Origin of the sequence: Agaribacterium sp. ZY112 (assembly GCF_041346925.1) — a bacterium.
GTDB lineage: Bacteria > Pseudomonadota > Gammaproteobacteria > Pseudomonadales > Cellvibrionaceae > Agaribacterium.
In genome coordinates this window covers 3535542-3550859 of the sequence record NZ_CP166840.1, presented here as the reverse complement: position 1 = coordinate 3550859, position 15318 = coordinate 3535542, and the positions used below count along the sequence as shown (strand labels likewise).

Genomic DNA, 15318 nt, shown 5'->3' with positions numbered 1-15318 from the left:
AACTTTGTTAAATTATTAAGCTGGTTCAGCTATTTGCTCTTTTTCTTCCGTGTTACTTTGAGCCGTTTCTTCCGTGTTGGAATTCTTTGTTGTTTCTTTTGGGGCTTCGCTCTTTTTTGCTTTTGCGGGCCCGTGTTCATATTCTTCGAGGAAGCTTAGCACTTCTTCTCGTAATTTATAGTAATCAGGGTGCTCTAATAGTTGTTTGCGTGTTCTAGGTCGCGGTAAATTAACTTCTAATACCTTTCCGACTTTAGCATTGGGGCCATTGGTCATCATGACAACACGGTCTGCAAGCAAGATTGCTTCATCCACGTCATGGGTTACACAAACGGCAGACACTTGTGTACGTTTCCAAACGTCCATTAAAACTTCTTGTAACTCCCAGCGAGTTAATGAGTCAAGCATACCAAAAGGTTCGTCAAGCAGCAGTAATTTGGGGGAGAGGGCAAAAGCGCGAGCAATACCTACACGCTGTTTCATGCCATTACTGAGTTCAGCGGCCTTTTTATCCATCGAATCGGCCAAGCCTACACGAGACAGATAATATTCGACGATCTCTTTTCGCTCTTTTTTTGATCCATGTGGATAAACTCGCTCAACACCGAGCTCGACATTTTGACGAGCGCTAAGCCAAGGGAAAAGAGAAGGGGCCTGGAATACTACGCCTCGGTCTGGGCCTGCGCCACTCACTTCTTTACCGTCAAGGATAATGCCGCCATCACTTATCTCATTTAGGCCGGCAACCATACTTAAAACAGTCGACTTTCCGCAGCCACTGTGACCAATTAATGAAATAAACTCACCTTTTCGCATTTTAAGGTCAAAACCTTCAACAACGGTTAGTGGTCCTTTAGGTGTTGGATAAACTTTGTGTACATTGGAGAACTCGACATAACGATCCAGTGCGATAGAGCGAGCTTTTGCTGCATTTTCTGCTACTTTATTCGGGAACTCTGATGCTGTATTCGGTTGTATGTCAGGCAGCTTCACATTGTCATCGTCGCTGGCTGCTTCCATTCCTACTTTAAGTAAGTACTCGGTAATATCTTTTCTTAACTTCTTAAATGTCTCGTCGTTATTCATTGCGGTACGATCGCGAGGGCGGTCGATATCAATAACAAACTCTGGGCCAAGGCTAGCTTTAGGGCCTGGATTTAAAGGAATAACTCGGTCAGCAAGTAAAATAGCTTCATCTACATCATTGGTAATCAGCAAAATTGTTTTTTTCTCAATCTGACTAATTATCTCAATCTCGTCTTGTAATTTTGAGCGGGTTAATGCATCCAGTGCTGATAGGGGCTCGTCTAATAAGAGCATATCTGGTTGGGTGGCTAAAGCTCGTGCAACGGATACTCGTTGGCGCATACCGCCACTTAGTTCAGCGGGGCGTCTATCAACCGCATGGCTTAAGCCAACCATATTTACGTATTTTAGAACGTGTTCTTTACGCTTGGATTTTGACCAAGAGGGGAATACTTGGTCGACTGCAAGGGCAATGTTGCCAAATACAGTGAGCCAGGGCATCAATGAATAGTTTTGAAAAACAAGGCCTCGCTCTGAGCTAGCCCCTGTTACAGGTTTGTCTTTAAAGATTACTTCACCTTGGTCGGCTTGGATTAAGCCTGCAATGGTGCTTACAAGGGTTGTTTTACCCGAGCCAGAGAAACCTACAATGGCAACAAATTCACCCTCTTTAATATCGAGATTAATATCATGCAGTACTTCGGTTACGTTGTTACCTGTGCCGTAGCTCTTACTTACATTTTTTAACTGGCAGAAAGTCATTTTTTACTCACAATAAATCATTTAGTTTGGGCGCCGTTATCGGCGCCGCTGCTAATTAGTTGGGCTTAACGCTTGTCGCTAAAAGTAAATAAGCCTTGTAGGGTGTACATGATTCGATCAAGTAAGAAGCCAATAATACCGATGGTGAGTACAGCAACCATGATTTTAGCTAGTGATTGTGAGCTACCGTTTTGGAACTCATCCCAAACAAACTTACCAAGACCTGGATTCTGAGCAAGCATTTCTGCAGCGATAAGTACCATCCAGCCAACACCTAGAGAGAGGCGCAAACCTGTAAAAATAAGGGGAAGCGATGAAGGTAATACTAATTTAGTTACCTTAGTGAACCAGCCTAGTTGCAATACTTTACCGACATTCATTAAGTCTTTATCGATGGATGCAACACCCAGTGCGGTGTTAATAAGTGTGGGCCATAAAGAACAGAGCGTTACGGTAATCGCTGAGTTTAAAAAGCTCTTACTGAACCAAGCTTGATCTTCATTGGTTACATATGTTGCTGATACCACCATAGTGACAATAGGCAGCCATGCAAGTGGACTGACTGGCTTAAATATTTGAATAATTGGAGTGAACGCTGAGTTAACAGTTGGGCTTAGACCACAGAAAATACCAAGGGGAACAGCAATAATCGTAGCAATAAAGAAGCCCATAAATACGGTTTTAATACTGGTCCATATTTGATCTATATAAGTAGGTGAGCCTGTGTACTCGCGCCATTTAATTTTATCGGTTTTTCCTTGTGCTTCGTATTTTTCGTTGCGTTTTTCTTGGCGTTCATAAAATTTATCTGCTTTGGCTCGTTGATCTTTATGATCTTGCCATAAAGCAGCAGCTTGTTCGGCGACTTGAGAAGGGCCAGGAATAGCCCCTAGGCTTGTTTTTACTTGGCTGGCACCAGCACCCCATAAAAATAAGAAAAAAGCAAAAGCAATAACAGGTATGCCCATGACGAGCCATAATTGTTTAAATTGTTCTTTGGGATTCTCTCCATTTGCCATTCGAGCAAGAGGGATAAACCAAGTTAGCCCTGTGATCTGAAGAAAGTTAATGAACTTATTAATCATGAATATTGCCTATTAAAGTCGCAGAATTAATTCTGATTGGTTACGTCTAGTTTGTTGTGTAAGGATGTGGGCTCTTGCGAGCCCACGTTGATGTTGATTATGAGTGTTACTTTTTAGTGATACCTGTTGAGCTCACTTTTTGACCTTCTTTTAAACCAATGTCGAATTTAGCAAGGTAGGCATTTGGCTCTTTACCGTCATAAACGATGTTGTCGATAAAGTGCTTTTGTGGGCCTCTGTAACCATCACTACCAAATGGGAAGTCTTTCTTGTCTACATGGCCTTCTTTAATCAGTAGTTCAGCTGCTTGCATATAAATTTCAGGCTTGTATACGCTCTTAGCTACTTTTTCATACCAGCTATCAGGCTTGTCGTCTGCAATTTGGCCCCAGCGGCGCATTTGGGTTAAGTACCAAATTGCATCACTGTAGAATGGGTAAGTCGCATAGTGACGGTAGAAAACGTTAAAGTCTGGAACTTCACGCTTGTCGCCTTTTTCGTATTCAAAAGTACCGGTCATTGAATTGGCAATAACTTCGTAATCGGCGCCAACGTAATTAGGCTGAGATAAGATTTTTACAGCGGCAGGGCGGTTAGCATTGTCTTTCTCATCCAACCATTTTGCAGCGCGGATAAGTGCTTTAACGACAGCAAGGTGAGTATTAGGGTTTTCTTCTGCCCACTCTTTAGATACGCCAAACACTTTTTCTGGGTTGTTTTTCCAGATTTCATAATCGGTTACAACCGGTACACCAATACCTTTAAATACGGCTTGCTGGTTCCACGGTTCGCCCACACAGTAGCCATAAATAGTGCCGGCTTCCATGGTAGCTGGCATTTGTGGAGGAGGCGTTACTGATAATAAGGTGTCGCCGTTAATTTGGCCTACTTGACCTGCAGCACCGGGGCCGTAGTAGCCAGGCTCAATACCACCTGCAGCTAGCCAATAACGCAGCTCATAGTTGTGAGTCGACACGGGGAATACCATACCCATGTTAAATGGCTTGCCCTTTTCTTTATAAGACTCGACGACAGGTTTTAAAGCATCTGCAGAGATAGGGTGAACAGGTTTGCCGTCTTTATCGTGAGGGATATTTGGTTTCATTTGCTTCCAAATATCGTTGGATACGGTAATGGCGTTACCGTTTAAATCCATTGAAAATGCTGTAACGATATGAGCTTTTGTACCATAGCCAATGGTTGCGCCTAATGGCTGGCCAGCGAGCATGTGAGCGCCATCTAAGTTGCCATCAATCACGCCATCAAGAAGAACTTTCCAGTTTGCTTGTGCTTCTAGTTTTACAAATAAACCTTCGTCCTCAAAATAGCCTTGTTCATACGCTACGGCGAGAGGGGCCATATCGGTTAGCTTAATAAAGCCAAAGGTTAGTTCGTCTTTTTCAACGTCTAGCTCTTCAGCAATGCTACTGCTTGACATGCTAAACATTGACAGGGTGGTCAGCCCTGCTGCAGTTAATTTTTTTATTGAAAACTTCCCAAAGCGCATTTTGATTCCTCAAAAGTAAAAATAAAAATGAAAATTTTTCTTGTATTAGACTTATCGCAAAAGCCTTGCCAAAAAAATAAAATCTGTGCGTTTTATTTTTATTTTCTTTTTAAATCAATGGCTTATGGTCAGTCTTTTGTCTGGGGAGGCTGTCTTTTTATCTCACTTATCGTTTTTTAATGTGCACTGTACTGGTGATTTTTTGCTTCAATGCGAAGCAAAGAGGCATGTTGTTTACTTGTCTTGGTTTAAAAAATGAACAGGCCTTATTTGAGGGCTTGTTGTTTGTTGTTCATAGTTGGTGCGAAAGGGCAGTGTGCTATTTCCTTATGGTGCAGATTTCTTGCTTTGTTAAGTTGCATGGCGACTTTATTGCGCTAACTCATAGCGTAGTGAGGTGAAAATATTTGTGTTTTGTGGTTTTGCACCAAAAAGGAAAGCAGCTAAGAAACTTGATTATTTCAACACCTTTGGGGCTTAAGTTCATGGAGCTTATTGCTTGACACTAAAGCTGAAAGCTAAGGTTGTAGCCAACATTTACAACTTGATTGAAGGGGTCTTAAGAGCCGCTGTCGTCACTTGTCTTTTGACTGTTGTTATCGGTGTTTGTATTTGCCATATATTGGCTTGGGTCAAAGAGATTTGGGGGATAGTCATCGCGTAATAAACGAACACTACTGCTATTAAAGTCGCGGTTGTAGAGCACCCAAGTAATCCACAAGGTGGAAAACAAAAATAGCCAAGGATTTACAAACCAAGCAAGGGCGGCAATACCGTAATAATAGGCACGTATGCCACGATTAAATTCGTTGCCTGCTTGAGAATTGATCCGAGCCATGCGTTTTGCAACTTTTTGCCAGTGCTCTGGGCTTTGCATGTATTTTTCACTGGGGGTGCCACCAATTAATATGGTGAGGAAGTTGAATTGCCGTAATGCCCATGTGAATTTGAAATAGGCAACAACAAAGATAATAACCAAGAGCATCAGTTTGAGCTCGAGCAGGCTGCGAGAGCCCTCAGGGGCAAAGGGCAGATCACTGGTGAATACCTGTAACTTGTCGACTGTGCCTATAAGTGCAAATAAACCGGCAATGATGTAAATAGTGGTTGATGCATAAAATGAAACACTGCTCATTAGGTTTGAGGCTAAGGAGGCGCATGCCACAGGGATTTCTCTTGTGGGGGTCATATAGGCCCATTGTAGGCGGTACTCTTGGGTAATGCCGACAAGGCCTCTGCGGCCACGTTTGCCGCTTTCAGCAAAGTAGTAATAACCTATCCAGCAGCTAATAAAGGTAGCTAGAGCGATGGCGTCAATAAGTGTGATCGATTGGTAGGCTTGCAGTAAGTTATGGTCCATAGGGATATCTCTGCTTTTATGCTTAGAGTTTAGACCATAGGGGTGATTTCCAAGGCTAAGTCGCTGCTCTATACTGCACTCATAATGATAACGACTAAGTGCCGAGCCACCTTATGAAGCCCATGTTTTCTAAATTACCGATTGCCAACAAGATTATGCTTGTTGTGGTGTTAGGTATGGCATTGGCGGTTTTACTGACCAGTATTGCGATGAATTACTACGATTCGCGCGTGCAAGAAGAGCAATTTCTCAAGAATCATCGTTTATTGGCGCAAATTATGGCGCAAAGCTCTGCGGCCCCTATCGCTTTTTTAGACCGGCGTCGGGCTCAAGAGGAGCTCGATGGGCTCTTGCCTGCAAGTTCAATTCAATACGCTTGTTTGTTTAGTAGTCAGGTGGGCAAGGTGTTGGCAGAAATTCACACAGGCCAAGGTCATCGCTGCGCACCACAGCTGTCTGAGTTACAGATTGAGCGTGAAAAGACACTGATGCGTATTAGCTATCCTATTACCAGAAAAGATGTGCCCATTGGTGCGTTATTTATGGTGGTGAGTAGGGCTGATCTCGATAAGCGTAGACAGGATCTCACTTACATCATCGTATTAGCTGCCTTGGCTTCATGCTTAGTGTCGATTATTTTGGTGAATCGTTTTCAGCGCTTAATTGCGAACCCTATAGAACGTTTAAATACGGTAGCTAGGGCAATTACCGAAGGGCGGGATTGGAGTTTAAGGGCTGAGCGTTTTAGTGATGATGAGCTGGGCGAGCTTGTTGATAGTTTTAATGACATGGTTAACCTGCTTGAAGAGGATCAGAAAAAGCTAGAACGTATGGCCTATTACGATCCCTTAACTAAGCTACCTAATCGTCGTTTGTTAGAGGAGCGTTTAAGTAGGGCCATTGCACGAGGCCGACGTAATCGCAGCCGTTATGCTGTGTGTTTTATTGATCTCGATGATTTTAAAGCGGTTAATGATTCCTTAGGGCATGATTCCGGAGATCAATTATTGAGAGAGTTGGCCAAGCGTGTGTCTACTATTATTCGTAAGGACGATACACTGGCTCGTTTTGGTGGTGATGAGTTTGTGATTGTCCTTGAAGGGCTTAAAGACGATCAACAGCTGGATATATTGTGCTGTAAAGTCTTACAAGTGATGTCGGAGCCAATGAGTTTATGTGGCAATGAATATCGCTGCAATGCGACCATTGGAGTGGCTATTGGCGAACCAGATAATGCCAGCATGTATACCTTGATGAAGCAGGCCGATATTGCCTTATATGAAGCTAAGAAAGCCGGTAAAAACGACTACCGTATTTATAATTCTACGATGGCGGGTTTAGCTCCTAAAGAGGGATAATGTAGGTGTGTGAGTTTATATATACTAGCTTGGTGGGCTTACTAGATTAGTCGCTGTTTCTAGTCATTGGTTTTTACTTTTCGAGCAAGATCAAGCAGGTCTGCCTCTAAAAACAAACCGGCTTCTAAGGCGTTACTGACATTAATATCAAAGCTTAGGTGATCTCGAGTTCGCATGATATTGATAATGCCTCCTTGATCAGTGAACGCTTCTTGTTCTCCTACGCTTAATACATAGTAGTAATTAATATTGTTCCAGAAGTTAGGTAACTCGGCTTTTCTATCTTCACTGACAAACAGTACATGACAGCCATCTTTTATCTCACTGAGCTTTTCTGTGCGGTATATATGTAAACGACGCTTGCCGATTAAGGTGCCGTTAACGGCATCTAAATAAGTGTGGAAAGGGATGTGACCATAAAGGCACATTTGAATAGGGGCTTGATCGTTTCGAAAGGCTGCGTCTGGCCACTCGGAGAAGTTCACGAAATTATATAAAAACAAGGCCGTTATTTGCGCATCGTTTTGTGACTGCGTACTTTGTGCGTTAGTGCTAAGGGCTAGGCTGAGAGAGCACATGAACATTAATAATGTATATAGCTTGTTCATATTAATCGTCTAATTCCGGTAAGTCGCCACCTATCCACATCAAGCCTAGAAACTGTTTGAGCGCCTGTTGTTGTTTGCACTCAGGTTTTGACTGTGCGCTTGTTTCAGAGTGGCAGTTAGAACTCGAAAGCTCAAGTGCTCTGCTAAGATCGTTGGCTTGTTTTTTCGGTGTGGCAGTTACTGTATCGGCATTTGTAGCTAAAATGTGCTCAGGAGATAAGGCCAGTTCCTCTTTAATAATATCTTCAGCATTACGCCTGTTATCTTGTTCTTCCTCTTCTTGAGTTGGCGTTGCCGGCAGAAAAACACTGGGCTCGACGACAAGAGGCTGCTCTACTGTCGGCTCACTACTTGCTGTTACAGTCGGTAGTGCAGAGGAGGCTGGAGAGGGAATTGGTGTAGGCATTGGGCCCGGTGCAACCTGCTCTTGAGCACTAACATGGCGTCCAGTTTCTGCAGTTAAGCTACCTACGGCTGTCGTTGTTGAGTTGTCGTCTATCGTTCCGCCAGTACTTCCCGCAGCTGTGTTGTAGGCGGCGATACTGGCATTATTTTGAATGTTCAAGTCACCGACGCTTTCTAGCAGAATGTCTCCACCTAGAGCATGGACTTGAGCTAGGTCGGTACCGTTACCAATATGGACATCAAAGCCACTAGAGCTGCTTGGGCGGTTACTGATACGAACGGCGACTTGATTACTTGGCGAGTTACCCAAGCCGCCAAGGCTATTTGCATCTGGGCTAATACTTTGAATGCGAGTAGGGCGTGCGCTTGTTGCGTCACCAATATGAATGTCGCCATCGGTCACAATAATGTCGATAAGGCCTTTGCGTACTCCATCGGCATCGAGATCTCTTGCAAGAATTAAATCTTGCAGTGTTAAGTTTCCATTAACAAAAAGATTAAGATTGCCATTGGCAACATTGATAGATTGGGTATTGGCAAGACGATCAATAATAAGTAAGTCACCGGTTTGTTTGATTGTTAAATCACCATTACCTACATATTCAAAGCGCGCACTATTAAATGTGCTATTCACTGTTGAGTCAGAGCTCGGATTGGCGAACTTTATACTGGCAAAGTCGGCATCGAGGATGATGTCGCGTGCATTTAAGCCCGTGTCTGTATCGATGATATCTTCGGAATTGATCACTAAGTCGGAGCTGACACTAATACCCGTCGAGGGTAGGGTGGCAATACCTGTCGGTAAGATAAGCCTAAACGTATCAAGTGCACTAAGTGCATCGATGCCTACACTATGGGCGCTATTGACTAGAAGGTTGGTTTGGGCAGCATTAATATCGATAATGCGTAAATCGGTGTCGGGCCTGAGTGTAATGACTCGGGTCGATGTCGCATCGATCTGTAAGTCCAATTCATGGATATTGTTATTGAGGTCAATATCCATTGAACCACTGGGGGCATTGGCTCTGTAAGTGAGCCGGGAGCCTGCTACGCTCGATGCAAACAGCACGTGAGGTTGGCTCTGAGAGCGGATGCTATTCGCTTCAACACTGATATCCCCCACGCTAATAAAACCGCTATTTGGAAGAGTAATATCTCCATTACTTGCCAGCATATTCAGGTGGCTTTGGTCTATGTCGATATTGGTTCCGATTTGCATCGTGATATCACGGCCAGCCACTAAATTGATGTTTGAGCTTTCCGTTGAGCTTTTGTTGCTATCGCTGATAGAGCCGCCTAAGCCTGTATTAGCAAAAACTAGGTCACGAGTTGCTGTTAAGGTCAGGCTATTATTACCCGCACCATTAATATCGATAGGGGCGTTGATGGTAATGTCCCCGTTTCCGCCAAAAGCGCTGGCGGTATCGATTTCAACATTGCCAAGACCAAGCTGGGTATTGATCGTATCAACATGAATCACTGAGCTGGCACCAGAGGGGTTCCATGAAATTGGATCGCCTGTTGTAAAGGAGCCGCCACTACCTAAGCTGTCGGTAATTAGGATGTCGGTTGGATCAATATAATAAAGGCCATCTTGGCCCTGTGCGTTTAAGCTGCGAACATCGGCAAGTCCTAGGGCGCTAACGTGCTCAAGACCTGAAACTTCAACAAAACCGCCGTCACCTGAGCGAATACCACTGCGTGCCTCTATACGCGCACCATGCTCAAACAAGGTATTTTGGTCGGAGAAAAACCGTATAGAGCCACCATCACCGTTGCCTTGTGCATTTGCTGTAATACGAGCATCTTTAGTTAGCACTAAGGTTTCACTGCTGCTTACATCAATATGACCGCCACTTCCTTGCGCACTGTCAGCATGAATGTCGCCGGTATTCGCTAGGCGCTTTGCCTCGATATGGATGCTCTGTTGGCCTTGTCCATCAGCTTGCAGGGTGCCACTGTTAAACACGTCGGAGCCTTGAGCGACGAGCATCAGCTCACCATCGACTTCTTTGAGGGTCGTAGCGTGGATAACTCCTTCGTTATTGATCACTGAGTTAGTCAGGCTATTTACGTTAGATGCGCTGAGTAAGACTTTTGCCGCTTCCAGTTGGCCTCTGTTTTGTATATTGGCGCTAAGCTGGCTGCTTTGTAAGCCTATAAGTTGGTTATTTACATGAACGACGTGGCTTTGATCCGCTAGCAGTTTGAGTGCGCCGTCTGAGCTTATCTTGCCGCTATTACTGATGTCGGGCCCGATAAAGCTGACGTAAGCATAATCACCTTGGCTGTTAATTTGGCCTTGGTTGTTAATGGCTCCGGCGTGGTTATGAGTCTTTAATTCAATACGGCCGGAGTGAACATCAAAGTGTTCCAGTCCAAGGCTGCTGACGCCGAGTGAGCCCACATTAATATTGGCACCTGGGGCAAAGAGCACACCATTTTGGTTTATTAAGAAGACCTGGCCGTTGGCATCAATGTTGCCAAATATTTTTGAGGCCTTGTTGCCTGTTACACGATTAAGAGCAACAGATTGGGCGTTAGGCTGATTAAAGCGAACACGTTCCCCTCGGCCAACATCAAAACTGTCGTAATCGATTTGAACATGCTGGCTGTGCTGGTTTATTTGCGTTTCATTACCGTGCTGGCTAAGGGTGGCTTCACCAGCGATTACACGGCCATTTTCAGGCGCGGCCATTAAACCAGGGCTGCTGAGCAAGCTAATAAGCATGCATAGCAGGCGTTTACGGCCTCTTATGTGTTGAGCGATGTTTGTGCTAGGTTTGTTTATGGCCATCGGTACTCCAGTTCGGCAAGTAAGCCTGCTTCTTGCAGCAAGTTACCAGAGTCCAATTCTGTGTGCTGGCTGATGCCGCCTTGTAGTTTTAAGGAGACATTTCTTCCCGCATTGACCGTGAGTCCAAGACCGCTACCAAGCAAACTTGCGCTGTCTATTATTTCACCATCAAGGTCTAGTTTGTCACCAAAGGCGTAATCGGTAAAGAGAAAGGGGCTAAGATGCCAGTAGTTGATATCTCGGCCTTGAATCAGTTGGGGCAGGTGCCACTCTAAACTGCTAACTAAACCTCTATCAGCAGCAAATGATCCTGGTTGCACTGCGCGAATGCCCCAAGCTCCCCCTAGTGCGATTTGATCAAAGGAACTGACGCGTTGAGCGGAGTACTGGCCGCGTAGAGAGAGTTTGAAGCTGGAGTATAAACGGCTTTGAGTTAGTGAGTTTGTTGCCCAGCCAAGGTAATAAGCAAGCACGCTTTTATCGTAAGCTTCGTCTTCGATATAGCCGTCGACACTGTAGTCTCCTTTATAATAACCTGCGGCTATGTACTGATTGGCCCAGTCATATTGATGCTGCCACTGCCATAAAAGGCCTAGATTCTGAGCTTGCTCATCCTGCTCTAAACTGGGGTCATTGATAGCAGAGTCAAAGTCGGTTTCTTTTTGCTCGTAACTTAAACTTAGTTGGTGTTTGCCGCGCCATGTTTGCAACAAGTCTTGATGCAGGCTGGCGCCATATATTTTTGCATCGCCGTTTAGTTCAAGAGAGGCAAACTCGTTGCCTACAGCAAAGATGTTATTGCTGGCTCTTAACTCTATTCGCGTTTGCGGGCTACTTAGAGGGCTGATGTAGCGTAAATAGCCGTAGGTATTGATCTCATCGTTATTTGTCGAGGCCATCAGGCCGCCGTATAAACGATCCAGCCTGCCTGTTGGACTTAGCCAGCGGGCTTGAGCCAATAGTTGTTCTTGGCCCGTTTCAGGAGAGCCATAGTTATCGAGTTTAATGCTGCCTTTAAATTCCGAGCTGGGTGCCAGTTTTATATTGAGGCGAACGCTGTCTTGGTATTGGCCACGACTGTAATAAGCAAAGGCCTTTACCTCTTCAGACTGCTTAAGCTGTAGCAGCTGTTGATCGATATCGGGCTGATAAACCGATTGACCAACAAAGTCTTGAAAAAAGCCTTCAACGATCGAGGTATTAATCGGACTTTGATTATCAATTTGTATATCGCTAAGGCTGACGGCATTGATGGTAATACTTACCACTCCGCCTGTAATTTTTTGAGCACCAAGGCGAGCGTAATGAAACTTATAACCTTTATCGCGCATGTACTGGGTGAGTGCGTCAGTGACGCCAAGAAGGTCTGCATGAGTAACGTAGGCAGGCAGCTCTGACTTTAGCTCCTTGGTTTGAGCGTGAAGCTCTCGGAGCCGGCTTTTATCACGGAAGCTTGAAGTATCGGCGATTAGGCGAATATGTTTGAGCTTAAAGCTAGGTGTTGCTGCTTTATTGGTGGCCGCAGTAGCATCGGCAGCTAAATTAGTGGCGTGTGCAACACGACTGCTAAGGGCAAAAACACTAAGCAGTAAAAAAACAACAAGACCAGCCAAGGGCGAGATGCGAGTATTCACGTAAGCGGACAACTTGTTTTTATCATTATTTTTTATATCGCTAGTATTCGCGATTCTTTACAACAATATGGTACTTTCGAATTATTGTCTCATACAAAAGAGCTAATTCGCATGTCTCATTTAACGATGCTCTCTAGCCCTTGTGGTGCTTGACCTTGGAGCTTGTTGCCGAGACTATAGGCGTGTACATACACAGCTAATATATAAGAGAATGCTATGAAAAACCAAGGTTTGGTAGTGATTACCGGAGCTAGTCGAGGTATTGGTTTAGGTTTATTGCGTCACTATCTTGAACAGGGCAGGTCGGTTGTAGCTGCATGTCGTCAACCAGAGCAGTTGGCCGAGCTTTCTCGCTCTTATGCTAACTGTCAGGTTCTTAGCTTAGATCTGGCTGATGAGGCAAGTATTGATTGTTTTGCTAAGGATGTGACTCTGTTGGGGGCTATTGATTTACTTGTTAATAATGCGGGCACTACGATTGATCAGCCTTTTGGTCAATGGACACAGGCTGCTTTTACTGAATCCTTTTGTGTTAATACGGTGGGGCCTGCGCTCTTAGTGCAGCAGTTAGCGCCCCTTTTTCTAAAAGGCGCAAAAGTTGTCCAGCTAAGTTCAGGTTTGGCCTCTATAGCTACGATAGCAACGGAGCAATTTTGCTCTTATGCCTTAGCGAAAACAGCTTTAAATATGCTCACTGCAAAGCTTGCGCTTTTATGCCCTGAGCAAACGGTTATCGCAATGAGCCCAGGTTGGGTGCAAACCGATATGGGGGGACCTGAGGCACCTGATACCGTTGAACAATTGGTACCTAAGTTTTGTTCGAGTCTCGAGTCCCTAAGCAAAGAGCACAGCGGTGGTTTCTTTGATGAAAATGGGGATGCTCTAGCGTTTTAAGGCTAAAGACCTTGTATTGTGAGTGGCGGTTTAAAGTCAGTACTGTTAATGGGTTGTAAAGGGGGGAAGAGATGGGGCAGCAGTTTAAGAGTTTAGAAGATAAGCACACACAGTTTATAGAGCAGCAGGCGATGTTTTTTGTAGGCACGGCTGCTGCAGAAGGCCGTGTGAATGTATCACCCAAAGGAGGGGATAGTTTACGGGTCGTGAATGAAAATAAACTTGTATGGATGAACTTGACTGGCAGTGGCAATGAAAGCGCAAGCCATGTATTGCACAATAATCGCATGACGCTGATGTGGTGCGCCTTTGAAGGCGCTCCTCTTATATTACGTTGTTATGGTCATGCTCAGGTACTGCATAAAGCAGATGTTGCTTGGCCTGATTATGCCGCTATGTTTCCCGACTACACTGGTGCCAGACAAATCTTCGTACTTAATATCGACCTGGTTCAAGCGAGTTGTGGTATGAGTGTGCCTTTAATGGACTATGTCGAAGATAGGCAGGCCTTAAATAAGTGGGCTGATAAGCAGGGTGTAAAAGGCATAGAGTCATACTGGTTAAAGAAGAACCAACACAATTTAGATGGCCTAGCAACGGAAATTGCGCAACGTAGTGGTATTTCTAAAGCTTAAAACCATTTAGAGTAAGCGCCCATTTTTACGTCGTGGTGTGTGTCGTTGTGTATGTTGTTTGTGCCCACGCTTGATTGATTTTTATGCCCAAACATAACCACAGATAAAAACTGTTTCAGAATTAAAAGAGAAGACATATGAAAAGTCGTGCTGCAGTGGCCTTTGGTGCCGGTAAACCATTAGAGATTGTAGAAGTTGATGTTGCGCCGCCAAAGGCCGGTGAAGTCTTAGTTCGCTTGGTGGCCACGGGTGTGTGTCATACCGATGCCTTTACCCTAAGTGGTGAAGACCCTGAAGGTATTTTCCCTTCCATTCTTGGTCATGAAGGTGCCGGTGTGGTCGAGGCTATTGGTGAGGGAGTTAGTTCTTTGGCCGTCGGTGACCATGTTATTCCGCTTTATACCCCAGAGTGTGGGCAGTGTAAGTTTTGTTTGTCGGGTAAGACCAACCTATGCCAAGCCATTCGTGCAACTCAGGGTAAGGGTTTAATGCCAGATGGCAGTTCACGTTTTAGCTATAAGGGGGAAACCATTTTTCATTATATGGGTACCTCGACCTTCTCTGAATTTACCGTTTTACCTGAAATTGCCTTGGCTAAAATTAATAAAGCGGCGCCTTTGGAAAAAGTCTGTTTACTTGGTTGTGGTGTCACAACAGGTATTGGCGCGGTATTGAATACGGCCAAGGTTGAAGCTGGTTCCAGTGTGGCTGTATTTGGTTTGGGTGGTATTGGCCTGAGTGTGATCCAAGGTGCAGTTATGGCCAAAGCCGAGCGCATTATTGTTGTTGATATTAATGAAGATAAGTTTGAAATGGCGAAAGCCCTAGGGGCGACAGACTGTATTAACCCCAAAAATTACAGCGATGCTATTCAGGATGTGATTGTTGAGTTAACAGATGGCGGTGTTGACTATAGCTTTGAGTGTATTGGCAATGTACACACCATGCGTTCAGCGCTTGAGTGCTGTCATAAAGGTTGGGGGGAAAGTGTCATTATCGGTGTTGCTGGTGCTGGGCAAGAAATCAGTACACGTCCATTCCAGTTGGTTACCGGGCGCGTATGGCGAGGTACCGCTTTTGGTGGTGTGAAAGGCCGTAGCCAATTACCTGATTATGTCGAGCAATATATGAACGGTGAAATAAAGATTGATCCTATGGTGACTTATACCATGGGGCTTGAAGATATTAATAAAGCCTTTGACTTAATGCACGAAGGCAAGGCAATTCGATCTGTAATTGAGTTTTAA

General features: G+C 44.6%; 11 protein-coding genes. 4 read left to right on the top strand and 7 right to left on the bottom strand.

Features of this window, described 5'->3' with window-relative positions; all coding sequences use genetic code 11:
• Window positions 1–15: 15 nt before the first annotated feature.
• The 4 genes from AB1S55_RS15415 to AB1S55_RS15400 form a co-directional block, all read right to left on the bottom strand.
• Window positions 16–1788, bottom strand: a complete 1773-nt coding sequence (locus AB1S55_RS15415; RefSeq protein ID WP_370979070.1) for an ABC transporter ATP-binding protein — start codon at window positions 1786–1788, stop codon at window positions 16–18.
• A 65-nt stretch (window positions 1789–1853) separates the two neighbouring features.
• Complete coding sequence (locus tag AB1S55_RS15410; RefSeq protein ID WP_370981608.1) at window positions 1854–2870, bottom strand: ABC transporter permease; 1017 nt, start codon at window positions 2868–2870, stop codon at window positions 1854–1856.
• 109 nt (window positions 2871–2979) lie between these two features.
• On the bottom strand, window positions 2980–4320 hold the full coding sequence (locus tag AB1S55_RS15405) for a CmpA/NrtA family ABC transporter substrate-binding protein (protein WP_370981607.1): 1341 nt from the start codon (window positions 4318–4320) through the stop codon (window positions 2980–2982).
• A 619-nt stretch (window positions 4321–4939) separates the two neighbouring features.
• Window positions 4940–5740, bottom strand: coding sequence for a DUF599 domain-containing protein (locus AB1S55_RS15400; protein WP_370979069.1), 801 nt, complete (start codon window positions 5738–5740; stop codon window positions 4940–4942).
• 113 nt (window positions 5741–5853) lie between these two features.
• On the opposite strand from AB1S55_RS15400, the gene AB1S55_RS15395 reads away from it, so the two are divergent.
• The gene (locus tag AB1S55_RS15395) at window positions 5854–7098 is read left to right on the top strand and encodes a diguanylate cyclase domain-containing protein (protein ID WP_370979068.1); all 1245 of its coding nucleotides are present in this window, start codon (window positions 5854–5856) and stop codon (window positions 7096–7098) included.
• Between the two features lie 59 nt (window positions 7099–7157).
• On the opposite strand, the gene AB1S55_RS15390 is transcribed toward AB1S55_RS15395, so the two are convergent.
• From AB1S55_RS15390 to AB1S55_RS15380, 3 genes are read right to left on the bottom strand one after another with little or no spacing between them, the layout of a single operon-like run.
• Window positions 7158–7706, bottom strand: coding sequence for a YfiR family protein (locus tag AB1S55_RS15390; protein WP_370979067.1), 549 nt, complete (start codon window positions 7704–7706; stop codon window positions 7158–7160).
• Window position 7707: 1 nt separating this feature from the next.
• Complete coding sequence (locus AB1S55_RS15385; protein ID WP_370979066.1) at window positions 7708–10908, bottom strand: filamentous hemagglutinin N-terminal domain-containing protein; 3201 nt, start codon at window positions 10906–10908, stop codon at window positions 7708–7710.
• Window positions 10899–12542 carry a ShlB/FhaC/HecB family hemolysin secretion/activation protein gene (locus AB1S55_RS15380; protein WP_370979065.1) on the bottom strand — a complete coding sequence of 548 codons (1644 nt, stop codon included), beginning with the start codon at window positions 12540–12542 and terminating at the stop codon, window positions 10899–10901. The genes AB1S55_RS15385 and AB1S55_RS15380 overlap by 10 nt, the downstream gene beginning before the upstream one ends.
• A gap of 216 nt (window positions 12543–12758) precedes the next feature.
• Here AB1S55_RS15380 and AB1S55_RS15375 point away from each other — a divergent pair, with 216 nt between their 5' ends.
• The 3 genes from AB1S55_RS15375 to AB1S55_RS15365 all read left to right on the top strand — a co-directional run bounded on the left by AB1S55_RS15375 (window position 12759) and on the right by AB1S55_RS15365 (window position 15318).
• Window positions 12759–13436, top strand: coding sequence for an SDR family oxidoreductase (locus AB1S55_RS15375; RefSeq protein WP_370979064.1), 678 nt, complete (start codon window positions 12759–12761; stop codon window positions 13434–13436).
• 71 nt (window positions 13437–13507) lie between these two features.
• Window positions 13508–14071 (top strand): pyridoxamine 5'-phosphate oxidase family protein, encoded by a 564-nt coding sequence (locus AB1S55_RS15370; RefSeq protein ID WP_370979063.1) that lies wholly within the window; start codon window positions 13508–13510, stop codon window positions 14069–14071.
• 137 nt (window positions 14072–14208) lie between these two features.
• Complete coding sequence (locus AB1S55_RS15365) at window positions 14209–15318, top strand: S-(hydroxymethyl)glutathione dehydrogenase/class III alcohol dehydrogenase (protein WP_370979062.1); 1110 nt, start codon at window positions 14209–14211, stop codon at window positions 15316–15318.

What these genes read in the sequence shown, in the direction of transcription:
- AB1S55_RS15395 (WP_370979068.1), top strand. Translation starts at nt 5,854, where the DNA reads ATGAAGCCCATGTTTTCTAAATTACCGATTGCCAACAAGATTATGCTT.
- AB1S55_RS15415 (WP_370979070.1), bottom strand. Translation starts at nt 1,788, where the DNA reads ATGACTTTCTGCCAGTTAAAAAATGTAAGTAAGAGCTACGGCACAGGT.
- AB1S55_RS15385 (WP_370979066.1), bottom strand. Translation starts at nt 10,908, where the DNA reads ATGGCCATAAACAAACCTAGCACAAACATCGCTCAACACATAAGAGGC.
- AB1S55_RS15405 (WP_370981607.1), bottom strand. Translation starts at nt 4,320, where the DNA reads ATGTTTAGCATGTCAAGCAGTAGCATTGCTGAAGAGCTAGACGTTGAA.
- AB1S55_RS15390 (WP_370979067.1), bottom strand. Translation starts at nt 7,706, where the DNA reads ATGAACAAGCTATATACATTATTAATGTTCATGTGCTCTCTCAGCCTA.
- AB1S55_RS15400 (WP_370979069.1), bottom strand. Translation starts at nt 5,740, where the DNA reads ATGGACCATAACTTACTGCAAGCCTACCAATCGATCACACTTATTGAC.
- AB1S55_RS15375 (WP_370979064.1), top strand. Translation starts at nt 12,759, where the DNA reads ATGAAAAACCAAGGTTTGGTAGTGATTACCGGAGCTAGTCGAGGTATT.
- AB1S55_RS15365 (WP_370979062.1), top strand. Translation starts at nt 14,209, where the DNA reads ATGAAAAGTCGTGCTGCAGTGGCCTTTGGTGCCGGTAAACCATTAGAG.
- AB1S55_RS15370 (WP_370979063.1), top strand. Translation starts at nt 13,508, where the DNA reads ATGGGGCAGCAGTTTAAGAGTTTAGAAGATAAGCACACACAGTTTATA.